The organism is Clostridium sp., assembly GCF_040797585.1.
In the GTDB taxonomy this organism is placed as follows: Bacteria; Bacillota; Clostridia; order Clostridiales; family Clostridiaceae; genus Clostridium_Z.
In genome coordinates this window covers 1-15,265 of the sequence record NZ_JBFNEO010000054.1, presented here as the reverse complement: position 1 = coordinate 15,265, position 15,265 = coordinate 1, and the positions used below count along the sequence as shown (strand labels likewise).

The 15,265-nt window shown below is 29.5% G+C and carries 13 protein-coding genes, 1 riboswitch and 1 other annotated feature; of the genes, 3 read left to right on the top strand and 10 right to left on the bottom strand.

Features of this window, described 5'->3' with window-relative positions:
- Positions 1–32: 32 nt before the first annotated feature.
- The 4 genes from AB2369_RS05465 to AB2369_RS05450 all read right to left on the bottom strand — a co-directional run bounded on the left by AB2369_RS05465 (position 33) and on the right by AB2369_RS05450 (position 3,053).
- Positions 33–518 carry a GAF domain-containing protein gene (locus AB2369_RS05465; RefSeq protein WP_367665475.1) on the bottom strand — a complete coding sequence of 162 codons (486 nt, stop codon included), beginning with the start codon at positions 516–518 and terminating at the stop codon, positions 33–35.
- 125 nt (positions 519–643) lie between these two features.
- Positions 644–1,465, bottom strand: a complete 822-nt coding sequence (locus AB2369_RS05460) for a ComEC/Rec2 family competence protein (protein WP_367665474.1) — start codon at positions 1,463–1,465, stop codon at positions 644–646.
- 211 nt (positions 1,466–1,676) lie between these two features.
- The gene (locus AB2369_RS05455) at positions 1,677–2,534 is read right to left on the bottom strand and encodes a S1 RNA-binding domain-containing protein (RefSeq protein WP_367665473.1); all 858 of its coding nucleotides are present in this window, start codon (positions 2,532–2,534) and stop codon (positions 1,677–1,679) included.
- Positions 2,535–2,549: 15 nt separating this feature from the next.
- Positions 2,550–3,053: a gamma carbonic anhydrase family protein gene (locus AB2369_RS05450; protein WP_367665472.1), complete on the bottom strand. Its 504-nt coding sequence runs from the start codon at positions 3,051–3,053 to the stop codon at positions 2,550–2,552.
- Positions 3,054–3,424: 371 nt separating this feature from the next.
- Here AB2369_RS05450 and AB2369_RS05445 point away from each other — a divergent pair, with 371 nt between their 5' ends.
- The gene (locus AB2369_RS05445) at positions 3,425–6,421 is read left to right on the top strand and encodes a vitamin B12-dependent ribonucleotide reductase (RefSeq protein ID WP_367665471.1); all 2,997 of its coding nucleotides are present in this window, start codon (positions 3,425–3,427) and stop codon (positions 6,419–6,421) included.
- A 204-nt stretch (positions 6,422–6,625) separates the two neighbouring features.
- Here the strand turns inward: AB2369_RS05445 and AB2369_RS05440 are convergent, their stop codons facing one another.
- A complete protein-coding gene (locus AB2369_RS05440) occupies positions 6,626–7,162 on the bottom strand; it encodes a GNAT family N-acetyltransferase (protein ID WP_367665470.1) in 537 nt (178 codons plus the stop codon).
- Positions 7,163–7,672: 510 nt separating this feature from the next.
- On the opposite strand from AB2369_RS05440, the gene AB2369_RS05435 reads away from it, so the two are divergent.
- Together AB2369_RS05435 and AB2369_RS05430 are read left to right on the top strand one after the other, a co-directional pair.
- Positions 7,673–8,032 carry a rhodanese-like domain-containing protein gene (locus tag AB2369_RS05435; RefSeq protein WP_367665469.1) on the top strand — a complete coding sequence of 120 codons (360 nt, stop codon included), beginning with the start codon at positions 7,673–7,675 and terminating at the stop codon, positions 8,030–8,032.
- A gap of 138 nt (positions 8,033–8,170) precedes the next feature.
- Positions 8,171–10,228: a methyl-accepting chemotaxis protein gene (locus AB2369_RS05430; protein ID WP_367665468.1), complete on the top strand. Its 2,058-nt coding sequence runs from the start codon at positions 8,171–8,173 to the stop codon at positions 10,226–10,228.
- A 226-nt stretch (positions 10,229–10,454) separates the two neighbouring features.
- On the opposite strand, the gene AB2369_RS05425 is transcribed toward AB2369_RS05430, so the two are convergent.
- The 5 genes from AB2369_RS05425 to AB2369_RS05405 form a co-directional block, all read right to left on the bottom strand.
- On the bottom strand, positions 10,455–11,747 hold the full coding sequence (locus AB2369_RS05425) for a Na+/H+ antiporter NhaC family protein (RefSeq protein WP_367665467.1): 1,293 nt from the start codon (positions 11,745–11,747) through the stop codon (positions 10,455–10,457).
- Positions 11,748–11,825: 78 nt separating this feature from the next.
- Positions 11,826–11,927, bottom strand: a riboswitch (SAM riboswitch).
- A gap of 44 nt (positions 11,928–11,971) precedes the next feature.
- On the bottom strand, positions 11,972–12,382 hold the full coding sequence (locus AB2369_RS05420; RefSeq protein ID WP_367665466.1) for a hypothetical protein: 411 nt from the start codon (positions 12,380–12,382) through the stop codon (positions 11,972–11,974).
- Positions 12,383–12,918: 536 nt separating this feature from the next.
- On the bottom strand, positions 12,919–13,938 hold the full coding sequence (asnA, locus tag AB2369_RS05415; RefSeq protein ID WP_367665465.1) for an aspartate--ammonia ligase: 1,020 nt from the start codon (positions 13,936–13,938) through the stop codon (positions 12,919–12,921).
- 212 nt (positions 13,939–14,150) lie between these two features.
- Positions 14,151–14,398: a binding site (T-box leader), on the bottom strand.
- A gap of 51 nt (positions 14,399–14,449) precedes the next feature.
- Positions 14,450–14,731 (bottom strand): DUF1653 domain-containing protein, encoded by a 282-nt coding sequence (locus AB2369_RS05410; protein ID WP_367665464.1) that lies wholly within the window; start codon positions 14,729–14,731, stop codon positions 14,450–14,452.
- 246 nt (positions 14,732–14,977) lie between these two features.
- Positions 14,978–15,193 carry a DUF3955 domain-containing protein gene (locus AB2369_RS05405; RefSeq protein WP_367665463.1) on the bottom strand — a complete coding sequence of 72 codons (216 nt, stop codon included), beginning with the start codon at positions 15,191–15,193 and terminating at the stop codon, positions 14,978–14,980.
- Positions 15,194–15,265 lie beyond the last annotated feature (72 nt).

Below are 15,265 nucleotides of genomic sequence, written 5' to 3'. Positions count from 1 at the left end.
GTTCTAAGTTTTAATAGATATTTATAAATCTATTAATTTATATACTTTTCTATTTTTTCAACAACCTTTAAAAGATACTTTTCCTCAAGTTCAGAGAATCTTCCTATATGAGGGCTATCAATATCTAAAACCCCTATAATCTTTCCTTGACTTTTAATAGGTATAACTATTTCAGAGTTTGATGCTGAATCACAAGCTATGTGACCTTCAAAACTATGAACATCTTCAATCCTCATAACCTTATCCTCTAGTACAGAAGTTCCACAAACTCCTTTTCCTATTTCTATTCTATTGCAAGCTGGAAGCCCCTGAAATGGTCCAAGAACAAGTTCTCCATTGTTCATTAAATAAAACCCCACCCAATTACATCCATCTATACACGCCTTTATTATGGCGGATAAATTAGAAAGATTAGCTATAAAATTCTTTTCAGAGCTTAGTTGCCCTTCAGCAAGAATAACCATATACTTTAGCTTTTCTTCCTCTGTAAAATCCTTAATAACCTGTAAATTAACCATGTTTCTCACCCTAACCTTCTATATATAAATTTATCCTTATATGTTCCCAAGGTAAATTTTATAATCACTTATAAAATTCTTTCAATAAGAACTACTATTACTAAAGATACATAATTTAGATAAAATTATTCTACCACAGGGGTTACCAGTATTTCAAACTCTTCTTTATTCTTGTTTCTCTCTACTATTATATCCTTATTTTTATGAGTCATAAAAATATTACTATTTATTTTATTTAATCTATGAATAACTTCTTCCTCTGGACTTTCTTCTCCATCAGTAGTTATTACTGAAATTTTAGGTTTTGCCTTTTCTAAAAATTCCTCTATTGAACTTGTGTTTAATCCATGATGAGCAACTTTTAACACATCACAATCAAAAACTAGATTATTTTTAACCATATCTTTTTCTTCTTCCTTTTCTGCATCTGCCATAAATAAATATTTAATTCCATCTATATTAGCTGCAAGGGATATGGAGTTATTATTCTCTATTTCTTTGTGTGCCTTTATAGGACCTATAGCCCTTAGAGATATATCCTTATAATTTAGAGTCCATCCTACCTTTACGTACTCTGCCTCCACATTATTATTTTTAAAATATTCCTTAAGTTCATCCCTATATAAATTCTTATGAGGAGACATGTATACCTTATCTACATTAAATTCATTACATAAAGACTTTATTCCTCCTCTGTGGTCGTCATGATAATGGGTTAGAATTATAAAATCAAGTTTCTTTATTCCTTTATTACCTAAATAATCTCTTATATATCCTTTATAATCTTCCCATCCACAGTCTATTAAAAAAGCTCCCTTTTCTCCTTCTACTAATATACAATCACTTTGTTTAGTATTTAAGATATGAACCCTTTCAAAGGCATAAACATTATGTGTACCTATAATAATACATATTAAAAAAGTTAAGAAAAATATAGTTTTTTTCATACCTATCCTCCCTATTTGTAATATAAATATTTACATTTCTTATTATCCTTTAAAAAATATATATTATCCTTAAGTTAAAATATAAAATTTTTAGTATTATTAAAATCTCATTGATTCTTTATGTTAAATATACTAAAAGCACTAGGAGATTATAAAATGATATGCTCCTAGCGCTTTTTTAATTGTAAAATACTCACTATTTAATTGAGTTTTATTTTAAGACTTCCTCTTTTTTAAGAGTAGTTCCATTTTCATCTTGGGTTATTAATTTCTTTTTCATAAGTCCACCTAAGGCTATTTTGAAATAATTCTTAGATGTATTAAAAGTTCTTCTGATATCCTCTGCGGAGGATTTATCATTAAACTCCATATGTCCCCCATTCTCCTTTAGATAGTTTAGTATTCTCTCTTGTATTTTGTCTCTTTCCTCTAATTTTCTTCCCCTTGTGGTAAGCCCAATTCTCTCATCCTCATAAAACTTTTTAACTGTAAGTTTTAACTCTTCTCCAATATGTACATAATTGTAGTATTCACTTTTTAGAACTATGCCTTTATACTTTCCCTCTACTGCAACTAATAAGCTCCCAGATTTTTGAACCTCATATACTATACCATAGGTCTCTTCCCCTATAGAGTAATCATTATTCTCTTCTAGACGGTATTCAATATCTGTAGTAGCAGCAAGTCTTCCACTCTTGTCTACATATACATATAAAAGATATTTATATCCTTCCTCAAGGGTGTATCTTTGCTCTTTAAAGGGAACTAATATATCACGTTCTAATCCAAAGTCTACAAAGGCACCAAAATCTCCCGTGGATACAACCTTTAAATATGCTAGCTCACCTACAGTAGCAAGAGGTGTTTTTAATGTAGCTATTAATCTATCCTTTGAGTCTCTATATATAAAAGCTTCTACCTCATCTCCCACATTAAGCTCTCTTCCTAGTGTACTTCTACTTGGAAGAAGTATATCATCTCTAGTGCTATCTGTATCTCCATTAAGATAATATCCAAACTCAGCCATTCTAACTACTTTTAATCTATTAAACTGTCCTATATTAATCATTTTGTCCTCCTAGTATTATTTATAGTTATTTGAAAGTTCCACATACATATTAGCATGATGTTTTAAATTTTCTATTTCTTCTTTTGTAAGCTCACGTACAACCTTTGCTGGGGATCCTAAGCATAACACACCAGAGGGTATTTTCTTTCCTTCTGTTACTAAAGATCCTGCACCTATTATAGTGTTTTCTCCTATTTCTGCTCTGTTTAAGACTATAGCCCCCATACCTATAAGACAATTATCTCCAACTGTACACCCATGAACTATGGCTCTATGTCCTATAGTTACATTCTCTCCTATTTCTGTATCTATATTTTCTCCTGCAATGTGAATCACAGAATTATCTTGTATATTGGTGTTCTTTCCAATCCTTATAGCATTTCCATCAGCTCTTATAACGGTTCCAAACCATACATTTACATTTTCATCAAGGGTAACCTCACCTATTATATCTGCACTAGGTGCTACAAAACAACTTTTATGTATATTAGGCTCTTTTCCTTGGAATTTTAATATCAAACTACTCACTCCTTAGTACAACTTTAAATACTATTATATATATTACCACATAGAGTACCATAATAATACCATAGTTTCTTTAATATAATTTTTAATTTTAGGATAAAATAATAAAGAACCAATTAAAGCAACTCTTACATATCTATGAAAAAATTAGCTATTAAAAGATTTTTTAATTTTAAGGTATTATAAATCAATTTTTTGAAGTTGAGGTTCATTGATTAATCTACACCTATAAAGTATAATATACATTGTTCTAAACAACATATAGTGTTTCATTTAAATTAAACCACTATATATTGTTTCATATTATGGCTTATGAGGAAAATAAACACAAATTAATTATAAATTATCGGGGGTGCTTTACTATAATGAAGTCCATAAAAGACGTATTTAAGAGATATTACACAAAGGAATTAGAAAATAATAAAAAGAAAACAGTATATGATTTATTTAAGTGGAAAAAGATAGATGTACTCCTTAAGGATCATAAAAGCGGAAAAGTACTTACAGATATGAAGGACTTAGAATTTCCTGTTCACTACTCTCAAAATGCTTGTGATATAATAGCTTCTAAATATTTTAGAAAAGCTGGAGTTCCACATAGCAATGGATATGAAACAAGTATGAAACAGGTTGCCCATAGAATGGTTAATTTCTGGAAGGAAGCTTTAATAGAAGAGAATCTTATAAAAACTGAAGAAGAAGGAAATATCTTCTATGATGAGCTTGTTTTTGCATTACTTAATCAGATGTACGCTCCAAACTCTCCTCAATGGTTTAACACTGGGCTTGCTTTAAGCTATGGTATAAAAGGGTCTCCTCAAGGAAGTTTTTATTATGATGAAAAGGAAGGGAAAGTAGTAGAATCTAAGGATGCTTACACAAGAACTCAAGCCTCTGCTTGTTTTATAGTATCTATTGAAGATAAGCTCCTTGGAAAACACTCCATCTCTGATCAATATATAACTGAAACTAAGCTTTTTAAAGGGGGATCTGGTACTGGAACTAACTTCTCTTCTTTAAGAGCTAATGGAGAAAAACTTTCTGGTGGTGGAGTTTCTTCAGGTCTTATGAGCTTCTTAAAAGGCTTTGATAGAAATGCTGGTGCTATAAAATCAGGTGGTACTACTAGACGTGCTGCTAAAATGGTATGTATTGATATAGATCATCCTGAGGTAGAGGAATTTATAACTTGGAAGGCAAAGGAAGAAGATAAGGTTCGTGCCCTTGCAAAAATGGGATATGATGCAGATTTAGATGGGGAAGCTTACTCCACAGTATCAGGACAAAACTCCAATAACTCCTTAAGACTTTCTGATGAGTTTATGAACAAGGTTAATAACCTTAATAATACTGAAGAAACTTTAGAGTTAAAAGGAAGAATTGACTCTAGTGTTAATAAAAATGTTAAGGTTAATGACCTTTGGAATATGTTCAATGAAGCGGCTTGGAAATGTGCAGACCCTGCTCCACAATTTACTGATACCTTCAATGCTTGGCATACTTGCCCTGGTGGAGAGGATGGTAATGTAGGAGCTTCATATAATAAGCTTAACTCCACAAACCCTTGTGGTGAATATGCTTTCCTTGATAATACTTCTTGTAACCTAAGCTCAATAAACATATATAAGTTCTATGATGATGAGAAGAAGACTTTTGATATTGAAGGATATCTTCATATAATTGCTCTAAATCAGCTTCTTCTTGAGGCTTCAATAACCTTTGGTCAATTTCCAACAGAAGATATAGCAAGAAGAACTTATCTATTTAGAACTACTGGTCTTGGAATTGCTAATATAGCTTCTTTATTTATGGCTATGGGACTTCCTTATGATTCAGAAGAATCAAGAACTCTTGCCTCCGGATTAATAGGTACTCTTACTGGTTATTCCTATTATATTTCTTCCCTAATGGCTAAGGAAATCGGAGCTTTTGATAAGTTTAATATAAATAAAGAACATATGTTAAAAGTTATAAGAAACCACGGAAGAGTTGCTGGTGCTATAAAATCATCCTTTGAAGGTTTAAATTATACTCCAGTAAAGGTTAACCATGAAAGACTGAGACTATTAAACTCTAGTGACTTAAGTGATACTCTAAAGAAAGTATGGTCTTTAGCTATTGAAGGTGGAGAGAACCATGGATTTAGAAATGCTCAAGTATCTGTTATAGCTCCAACAGGAACTATTTCCTTTGCCATGGATTGTGCTGCAACTTCTATTGAACCATTCTTTAGCCACATAGTATATAAAAAGTTATCTGGCGGAGGATACATGACCTTAAGCAATCCTATTATTGAATTATCCTTAAAAAACCTTGGCTATAGAGATAATGAAATAAAGGATATTCTTGATTATATAATGAGAAAAGAAAAGGTTCAGGCTGATGGATTTGAATATGAAAAAATATTAGATGGTAAAATAGAAGGCGCTCCTCATTTAAAAACTGAACATGTAAAGATATTTGATACAGCAAATATTTGTGGAAGTGGGGAGAGATTTATAGCTCCACTAGGTCATGTTAAAATGGTAGCAGCTATAACACCTTTAATATCTGGTGCCATATCCAAAACAGTTAATCTTCCAAAAACTGCAACAGTTGAAGATTTTAAGGATATAGTTTTAGATTCTTGGAAGCTAGGAGTTAAAGGAATCTCTCTATATAGAGATGGCTCTAAATATAGTCAGCCTTTAAATAATACTCTAGATTCTTCAAAAGGAGTAACTCTTGAAGATTTAACTTATAACGCTCTGCTAAACGAAGCTAAAGAAATGAAGGCTTCATTAAATACTTCAAAGCGTGAAAAACCTCAAGGAATTAGATATGGTACTACTCATCCAGCTCAAATAGAAGATGTTAAAATCTACACTACTGTTAATAGAAATGAGATTGGTGAGATATGTGAAATATATATTACAACAGATAGAGAAGGTACAATAATTACAGGACTTTTAAATTCATTATCAAAATCTATCTCTGTTATGCTTCAATATCATGTACCATCAGAAGATATATCTAAGATGCTTAGAGGGCAAAAGTATGAACCTTATGGATTTGTTCAAAAACACCCTTACATTAAATATGTTTCATCTATATCTGATTTAATAAGTAAGATAATAGATATAGAGCTTGGAGACTTTTCAAGATGCCAAGTTAAACCTGAAGTTCCAGTAGCTATCACTACTGCTCCAGATTTATTAAAAGCTCAAACAGCAGTAACCACTGACAAAATAGAAGAAAAAGAAATCCATGAAGGTGAAAGAGTTTATGGTAGCACATGCTCCACATGTTCTTCTACAAGAATGGTTAGAAACGGTACTTGTATGGTTTGTCTAGATTGTGGTTCTACTACTGGATGTTCATAAAAGTTATTTTATTTTGTAGAATTACAGAACCAAAAGTAGCTGTTACAAAATGAAGTGTAAATAAAAATAAATATAATTCATTAATAATAAATTAAATAAAAGAGCTACTATTTATTTTAAACTTATAAATAGTGGCTCTTTACATATTAGGATATACCCTACTCTCTATAAATAATAAATAATTTTTAACTGAACTTACGCAAACTAATTATTAAATTCATCCTCTAGCAAAGAATATATATGGCTTCCATACCAGCAATTATTTAGAAACCTAACCCCTCTACATGTACCTTCTTTGATCATACCTATTTTTATCATGACTTTTTCAGAGTTAATGTTTTGATCATTGCAAAGGGCTTGAACTCTATGTATCTTTAAATTATTAAATGCAAATTTAAGTAATTCCCTTGCTGCTTCAGGAGCATATCCATTGCCCCAATAATTAGGATGTACATCCCATCCAATTTCCCATTCATTAATAGAATCATCTATTTTCCAAAGTATAACTCTTCCTATAGACTCATTAGAATATAGGTCTGATATGATAAATCTATATACAACCCTTGGTATTTTATTTATCTCATCAATAGCTTCACTAAACTTTTTATCTATGGCCTCTTTTAGTTTTATGGTATCTGATTCATATTTAAGACAAGATTCATTAGTTTCTAACTCAAAAAAGAAATCATAATCCTTTTCTGTAATCTCTCTTAAACACAATCTATCAGTAACTATTTCCATATCATACCTCTTAATTTAAAATTATTCTATGCTTAAATAGTGTTTATAATATAACCCGCTCTTAAATCATATTTTAAGAGAATTATTTTCTAACTATATATTATCGGTATATTTAAAATATTAATCTATTTTCTACTTGCAATAATACGTGTAAAGGTAAAATTCCCATCATCTGCTTCTAATAATTTAACTATAACCACTGGATATTATATTTAGCAGACAGCGGAAACTGCTCTAAAGTAAGCAGCCTTTGTAGTTGTTCCTTATTTATAAGTATCATCTCCTTTTTACCCTTGGATATATAAGCTTAAATTTTTCACTTTACTAATATTAATTAGTAATATTATCATAATTACCTATTTATTTAATTATATATCAAATTAATTAAATATTACAAATATTCAACATAAGTTAAAAATAAATTTTTCCATGTGAAATTATAAGTTATATAGTATACATAACCTATAATTTCACATATTATATATTATACTTTTAAGGGGGTTATCTGAGATGATGCCTTATAACTTAATAAATAATCTTAGAAATAAAGATGTAAAAAATATAACAGGAGAAGAAGCTTTCAATCTACTAAAAACTAATAAAGATGCCATTGTATTAGATGTTAGGACTAAGGATGAATATATTCATGGTCACATTCCAAATGCAGTAAATATTGAAGTAAGGTCCCTTATGACAAACTTAGATTCCCTGAGTAAGTTCAAGAATAACCCTATAATTGTTCATTGTGCTTCTGGCAGCCGTAGTATTATTGCAGTAAATATTCTATCTTCTAATGGCTTTTCTAATATCTATCATATATTTAAAGGCTTAAAGGATTGGAAACACGAAATAAGCTATGGAGCAAGATAAATATCTTGCTCCATAGCTTATTTTAGTACAAATTAGTCTATAATATTTGATTTTTCCCACTGTTTAATATAAACTAAAATAGTATTTAATGTAATATTATATTATTCTAACCATAAAAGTAAGGGGGATTTTTATCTTATGTCTATTTCAAAAAAAATAGTACTTTCAATATCTATATGTGCATTAATTACTTCTATTCTCTTAGGCTCTATTAGTATTTATAAAACTACTACTATAGTTAAGGAGAAATCTTCTAAAATCATTCATGACTCTATAGGAGAACAAGGTGGTAAATTTGGTGAAGTTATATCTAGTGCTACCTTTAATGTAAACGCTTTAGAAAAAATTGTACAAGACTCTGTAGATCTTTCAAAAACATCTGACAATAACTATATGAGTAATCTAGTTAATAACTTAGATCCTGTGGTAAAAGGACTAGCTGCAAACGATGATAAAATATTTAATTTTATTTTTATTTTCGATACTGGTCTAAACCCTAATCATCACTCTATTTGGTATAGTGATAAAACTTTAGACAGATCACTAACAAAAATAGATGGATCTCTCCGTTATACTCTAGATCCTAACAATGAAAAACAAAAATGGTATTTCGATTCAGTAAAAAATAAACAAGATGCCTGGCTTTTACCTTATGTTGATGAAACCACCAATAAAACTGTTATAACCTATTATAAGCCTATCTATAAAGATAATGTTCCTTTAGGAGTAATTGTTGTAGATATACTTTCTGATAAGGTTAAAGATAGTATATTAAATACTGCCCCTTTAGCTAATGGTAGCTTTGGGCTTCTAGATAAGGATTTAAAATTTATAATACATAAGGATCTATCTGGTAATATCTTAGATATAGACAAAGAAGGCCTAAAGGACCTGGAAAATTTAATAAATTCTAACTCTCAAGGAACCTTAGAATATGACAAAAGAGAAAAGTTACTTGCTTATCATAAGTTAAGTAATGGTTGGACCCTAGTAGCTTTTGAAAATTATGAGGATATATTTAAGGATGTTAGTAATATAAGTGTATTTCTCTTAGTATCATCTTTAGTATTAATATGTATTTCCTGTTTAATTGCATATTTTGTTTCAAATTCTATTTCTAAAAATATAAAAGGTGCAGTAAAACTTATAGAAGATACCTCAAATTTTGATTTATCTCATAAAAAGGAAGTTGACTATCTTACTTCTAAAAAAGATGAAACTGGTACTATGGCAAGGGCTATTGTAAATCTTAGAAATGAACTACGTGGTATGGCCTCTAATCTTAATATTAGTTCTAAGGAAACCCTTGAGTCCTCAGTAAAACTAAATAATATAAGTAGTGAAGCTTTAAATAGTGTAGAATGTGTATCTGCCACTGTAGAAGAATTAGCTTCCAGTATTCAAAATCATTCAAAAGATACAGAAGAATCTACAGTTAAACTTATATCTCTTGGAGAGAAGATCTCCTCTATTACTGATTTAAGTCAAGAAGTAAATAATAATTCAAAACATATGATAGATGATACAAAAATTTGTTTTTCTTCTTTAGATAATCTAGGTAACAAAATTACCTCTAACCTTAATATAACTAATGAAATTATACACAAGGTAGATGCTTTAAATGAGAAATCTCATTTTATATCTAATATACTAACTACTATTCAAACCATTGCTACTCAAACTAACCTTTTAGCTTTAAATGCAGCCATAGAGGCAGCTAGAGCTGGAGATCATGGAAAAGGATTTTCTGTAGTAGCTGAGGAAATAAGAAAACTTTCTGAAAAAACCTCTGATTCTGCTGGAGAAATAGAAAAGCTTTTAAATGAAATAAAAACTGATATAGAAAATACTAAGATGGAAATGGATAGTATGAATGAATCATCTAATGAGCTTAATTTATCCAATGCTTCTCTTAGAGATTCCTTGATGAAAATAGAAACTTCTATAGAGACCACCTCCTCTAGGCTTATGACATTAATAGAGGAAATTAGCTCTGTAAATAGTTATAAAGACGATGTTATAACTAAACTAGAAGCTATCTCTTCTATCTCTCAAGAATTTGCTTCAGCCACTGAAGAAATTTCTGCTTCCATGGATAGAGAAGTTGTTGAAATGAATAATTTAGTATCCATTTCTAATAATTTAAAAGACTTAGTGAACACTTTAGACGATACATCTAATAAATTTAAACTTTAAGCTTTATCAGATTTTTAAAACTATATTTTATTAACTATTGTAATTTACAATAAAACACTATGAGTTTATTGTATCAACTAAACTCATAGTGTTTTTTCCATATTATAAAACCTCTTTTTTAATCCTTATAATAAACATCTACTATAAGACTTATAAATAAAATATAAATTTATGTATTATAACTCTTATTATTTTCATTGTTTTTTATAGAAATAAAATTTTCTTCTTATTCTGTTTTTCTCTTATAACTAGGTATAATAACTATATAAGCTATAGCAAATATCCCCATTATATATGGATAATATAGATACTTCATTATTTCAAAGGAAGAAATTTTAGCAAGAGCCGATGCTGAAAGAAGCTGAGCTCCATAGGGAATTATCCCTTGAAATACACATGCGAACATATCTAGTATCCCTGCAACCCTTTTAGGATCTAAGTTGAATTTATTAGAAATATCTTTAGCTATTGGTCCTACTGTAATTATAGCTATGGTGTTGTTTGCCGTACATATATCTACTAAAGAAACTAGTCCTCCAATACCAAGCTCAGCCCCTCTTTTAGTCTTAACCTTAGATTTTATTAAATTCAATATAAAATCTATTCCTCCATGGTACTTTACCATTTCAACAATACCTCCAATAATAAGAGATATTATTATGATCTCTCCCATACCCATAATGCCTTTGTATAAACTTTGAATTATATTATATAGATCTAGGTATCCAAAACCTAAACTAATTAACCCACATACAAATATACTTAATGTTAAAAGTACTATTACATTTAATCCACTTAGAGCTCCTATCAAAATTAATAAGTATGGCATTACCTTAACTATTTCTCCACCATTACTTTCTAATGTATATGATATATTTGAAGGGCTAATCATAATAAATATTATGGCTGTAATAATAGCTGGTAAAATTACAACCTTAAAATTAATTTTAAATTTATCCTTAAGGTTACATCCTTGAGTTTTCGTAGCGGCTATAGTTGTATCTGATATCATAGATAAGTTGTCTCCGAACATTGCTCCTCCAACCACAGCCCCAACTATTAAAGGCAAAGATAAAGAAGTCTTACTTGCTATTTCTACTCCTATAGGAACAAGAGATACTATGGTTCCCATAGATGTACCTATAGCAAGAGCTATGATGCATGACACTATAAACATTCCTGCTACAATTAAATTACTAGGTATAAATCTCATTCCTAAACTTACTGTGGCATCTATGGCTCCCATATCTTTTGCTAGTTCTGCAAAAGCACCTGATAATATGAATATAAGAATCATCATTATAATATTTTCATTTCCTACTCCCTTGCAAAACACTGAGAGCTTTTCATCTATACTTTGGTTTTTACCTATAAATAAAGATACAATGGCTGCTATTATAAATGGAATAAGTATAGGAATTCCATAGAAATCACCATAATATAAGCTTCCTCCCATGTATATTATTAAGAAAATAATTAAAGGAAGTAGCCCCTTAAAACTACCTTTACTCTGCTCCAAAATTTCTCCTCCTTATGTTTACAAATAAAAAAACTCCCACCTAAAGATAAGGTAAGAGTTCTCAATTTCATCTTAAACTTCTCATCTTTCAGGTTACACCTGATGGATTTAGCACCTTAAGCTTTCTGCCTTGGTTGCCGGGTTTCCTAGGGCCAGTCCCTCCACCGCTCTTGATAAGACCTAATTATAAATTTTATAATTTAAAAGTAATTATATTATCTTTTTCATATGTTGTCAACACTTATATTGAATTTTTGAAATGCAATATGTTTATTTATTATATTTTTATCATAATCAATAGTTATTTTATATATATTTGGACAGTTAAATTCTCTCCACTTTCTCATATATTTAGCGTTGGCTTCCTTTGAATAAAAGTAATTTTCATCATATTCATCAGAAAACTCTAGGTATTCAGTTACAGATTTTTTGTCTATGACAACTTCATCCTTAGGTAAATTATTAAAGATAGGTAAGAAAAACTTTACTGGTAGACTATAATTGTAAATTCCTCTTACCTCCTTTCCTTCAAAAAGTGCTCTTCTTATTATAAGGTTCTCCTTATCTTTATCTTTTATCTTTATTTTAAATACTATACCTTCCTTTTTATTATCTTGTAGTTTAATTCTAATCATAAAATCTCCTTTTGTTATATTTAAACCGCTTTAATTTATACTATTATTTAACATTATAAATAATAGTATATAATCTATTTTATACTTACTAATTATTCATAATTTTTTCCATAGAAACTAATTATATCAAAGATTTATAATTTATTAAATGAACATCTTATCTGAAGTAAATTTTCCAACCTACTATACTTTTAAGAATATCTCTCCATTAAGACTGCATAATTTAAACTTCTACTAATTTATTTATAAGTATCACTATAATATTATCTGTAACTAATATTTCTATATTACTTAAAAAGAATAATTGATACTCATAGCAATTATTCATATATTTTTTATTTTAACTTTAGTTCTTAACTACTTATAATTATACATGAAAGTTATATTCTTCTTATGATACTTTTTATTTTATTCATAAAAAATGAGGCTGTTCCATTAAGAAATCTAACCATAATATGTTGTCTTAGAATTTAAAAATATAAGACAATCTATTGTAGTTTTTATTCTTTGTGCCACAGCCCCACTAACTTATTAATTTACAATAACTTTATAGAATTTTCTCTACATATCTGAAGAGTTTCCTTATCCCATATGGAAGCTTGCACTTCTCCCACATGAGCTTTATTTAAAAAGAACATACATATCCTTGACTGTCCAATACCTCCCCCTATAGTATATGGTAGTTTTTCTTCTAAAAGCATCTTATGAAACTCAAAGTTTTTCCTATTTTCATGTCCGCTTTTTTCTAATTGATGCTCTAAAGCTTTCTTATCAACTCTTATTCCCATAGAAGAAAGTTCTACAGCTCTTTGAAGAAGAGGGTAATAAAATAATATATCTCCATTTAAGTTCCAGTCATCATAATCAGGAGATCTTCCATCATGCTTTTCTCCAGATTTTAAAACTCCACCTATCTTCATTATAAATACTGCACCTTTTTCTTTGCAAATCTTATCCTCTCTTTCCTTAGGAGTAAGACTTGGGTACAAATCTTCAAGCTCTTGAGATGTTATTATGTATATATCCTCTGGAAGCTTTAACTCTAATGTACTATATAATTCATTTATATAAAGTTCTGTTCTTTTAAAAACATCATAAATATTTTTTACTACATTCTTTAATGTATCTTCATTTCTTTCTTTTTTATCTATTATTAATTCCCAATCCCATTGGTCTACATAGATTGAATGGAGGTTGTCTAAATCCTCGTCACGTCTTATAGCATTCATATCTGTATATAGTCCTTCTCTCTTTTCAAATCCATATCTAAAGAGAGCTAACCTTTTCCACTTTGCCAAAGATTGAACTATTTCTATCTCTACATCCTTCTCTTCTTTTATAGAAAAATGAACTGGTCTCTCTATTCCGTTTAAGTTATCATTAAGCCCTGTTTCCTTCTCCACAAATAAAGGGGCTGATACTCTAGTTAGATTAAGTTTTTTTGCAAGTTCCTTTTCAAAATAGTCTTTTATCTTTTTAATAGCAACCTCTGTTTCTCTAAGATTTAAAGAAGACTCATATCCATGTGGTAATATTACTTTTTCTTGTTTTATCATATATATTCCTCCATTTTAATTAATAATTAATATCTGTATTTATAGCTATAGAACGAATCTTCCTTCAGCTGGTATTCTTTCCACCATCTGAAGGTTAGATGAGTTAATCTAGGGGCGTAGTAACTATTATCCTCCACCTTTTAAGAGGATGGGGTGTTACAGTTCCTAGCCATCAGATAAATCAAAATAAAAAAACCCTTCATCCTATAAAAATATAGGACGAAAGGTTACTCTTCCGCGGTACCACCTATGTTAGCTTAAAGCTCATCTCTAATCAGTACGGATTTCTCGATACTGTCCAATAAATAACGGTTTGGCTCCGTCTAAGTCTACTAAGAATATATCCTTTCGATTAGAAGCTCCAGGACGTTTTTCATTACAGGCTTTGTATCCATCTCTCACCACCATGGACTCGCTTTAACTAATTCCTTATAACTACTCTTCCCTTCAATGCCTTTAAAAAATTCATTATAGAAATTATATGTGATTTTTTTTAATAAGTCAACATATATTATTTAATATTTTTATCAATTTCTTTTTTAACTTGATCTACTGTAAGTCCAAGTTCCTCTCTACTAGTGAATCTATACTTATAATCACACTTAGGATATTTTTCTTTGTCTACAAGACCCAAAAACATTTCTAGAGGTCTTCCGAATAGTTTACTTTCTCCATACATTGGTCTATAAATAACTAATTCCTCTCCACTCTCACTATGGGTTGCTTTCTCATAAACATAATACCAGTTTCCTTTAAAATGCTTATAGTATTCATTCTTTTTTATATCTCTCATACTAATCTCCTTAACTAAATATTCAGCTAAATATATTTTATTATATCACTATATTATTTTCAAATTTTCATAGTATTATTTTCTATAATTTTTACACATTTTTAAAGTCAAGTTTTTATAAACGTGGTTAAGTGCATTCCCATATAAAAGTTCATTTTCTTAACTCCTTCTATTAGTTTTATAATTACGCAAAAATACCCTATGAAGTAGAAGTCTTATTTGCTACTTTATAGAGTATTTTTGCAATTATGCTTGCCTCTTTTTAAAGATTGAAATGCTATAAACACACACTAATGAAATAATACCAATAAGAAATAACATATAACTTGTCGGTATTAAAAAAAACGGTTCTACCAAGGTACCGTCTGGTTCTACTCTTGACCCAATTAAGCTTGAAATAACTAGACATAAAACTCCTAAAGCTATTGGTGTTGAGGCTAATATATATTTACGTTTCATCATAAATCCTCCTTTGTTTATATAATTAGTATGAATCTTCTTTTATAATTTAAATTTAAGGGTTCAATACATGTG

Coding starts and splice junctions, on each gene's coding strand:
- AB2369_RS05465 (WP_367665475.1), bottom strand. CDS start 518: ATGGTTAATTTACAGGTTATTAAGGATTTTACAGAGGAAGAAAAGCTA.
- AB2369_RS05460 (WP_367665474.1), bottom strand. CDS start 1,465: ATGAAAAAAACTATATTTTTCTTAACTTTTTTAATATGTATTATTATA.
- AB2369_RS05455 (WP_367665473.1), bottom strand. CDS start 2,534: ATGATTAATATAGGACAGTTTAATAGATTAAAAGTAGTTAGAATGGCT.
- AB2369_RS05445 (WP_367665471.1), top strand. CDS start 3,425: ATGAAGTCCATAAAAGACGTATTTAAGAGATATTACACAAAGGAATTA.
- AB2369_RS05440 (WP_367665470.1), bottom strand. CDS start 7,162: ATGGAAATAGTTACTGATAGATTGTGTTTAAGAGAGATTACAGAAAAG.
- AB2369_RS05435 (WP_367665469.1), top strand. CDS start 7,673: ATGATGCCTTATAACTTAATAAATAATCTTAGAAATAAAGATGTAAAA.
- AB2369_RS05430 (WP_367665468.1), top strand. CDS start 8,171: ATGTCTATTTCAAAAAAAATAGTACTTTCAATATCTATATGTGCATTA.
- AB2369_RS05420 (WP_367665466.1), bottom strand. CDS start 12,382: ATGATTAGAATTAAACTACAAGATAATAAAAAGGAAGGTATAGTATTT.
- asnA (WP_367665465.1), bottom strand. CDS start 13,938: ATGATAAAACAAGAAAAAGTAATATTACCACATGGATATGAGTCTTCT.
- AB2369_RS05410 (WP_367665464.1), bottom strand. CDS start 14,731: ATGAGAGATATAAAAAAGAATGAATACTATAAGCATTTTAAAGGAAAC.
- AB2369_RS05405 (WP_367665463.1), bottom strand. CDS start 15,193: ATGATGAAACGTAAATATATATTAGCCTCAACACCAATAGCTTTAGGA.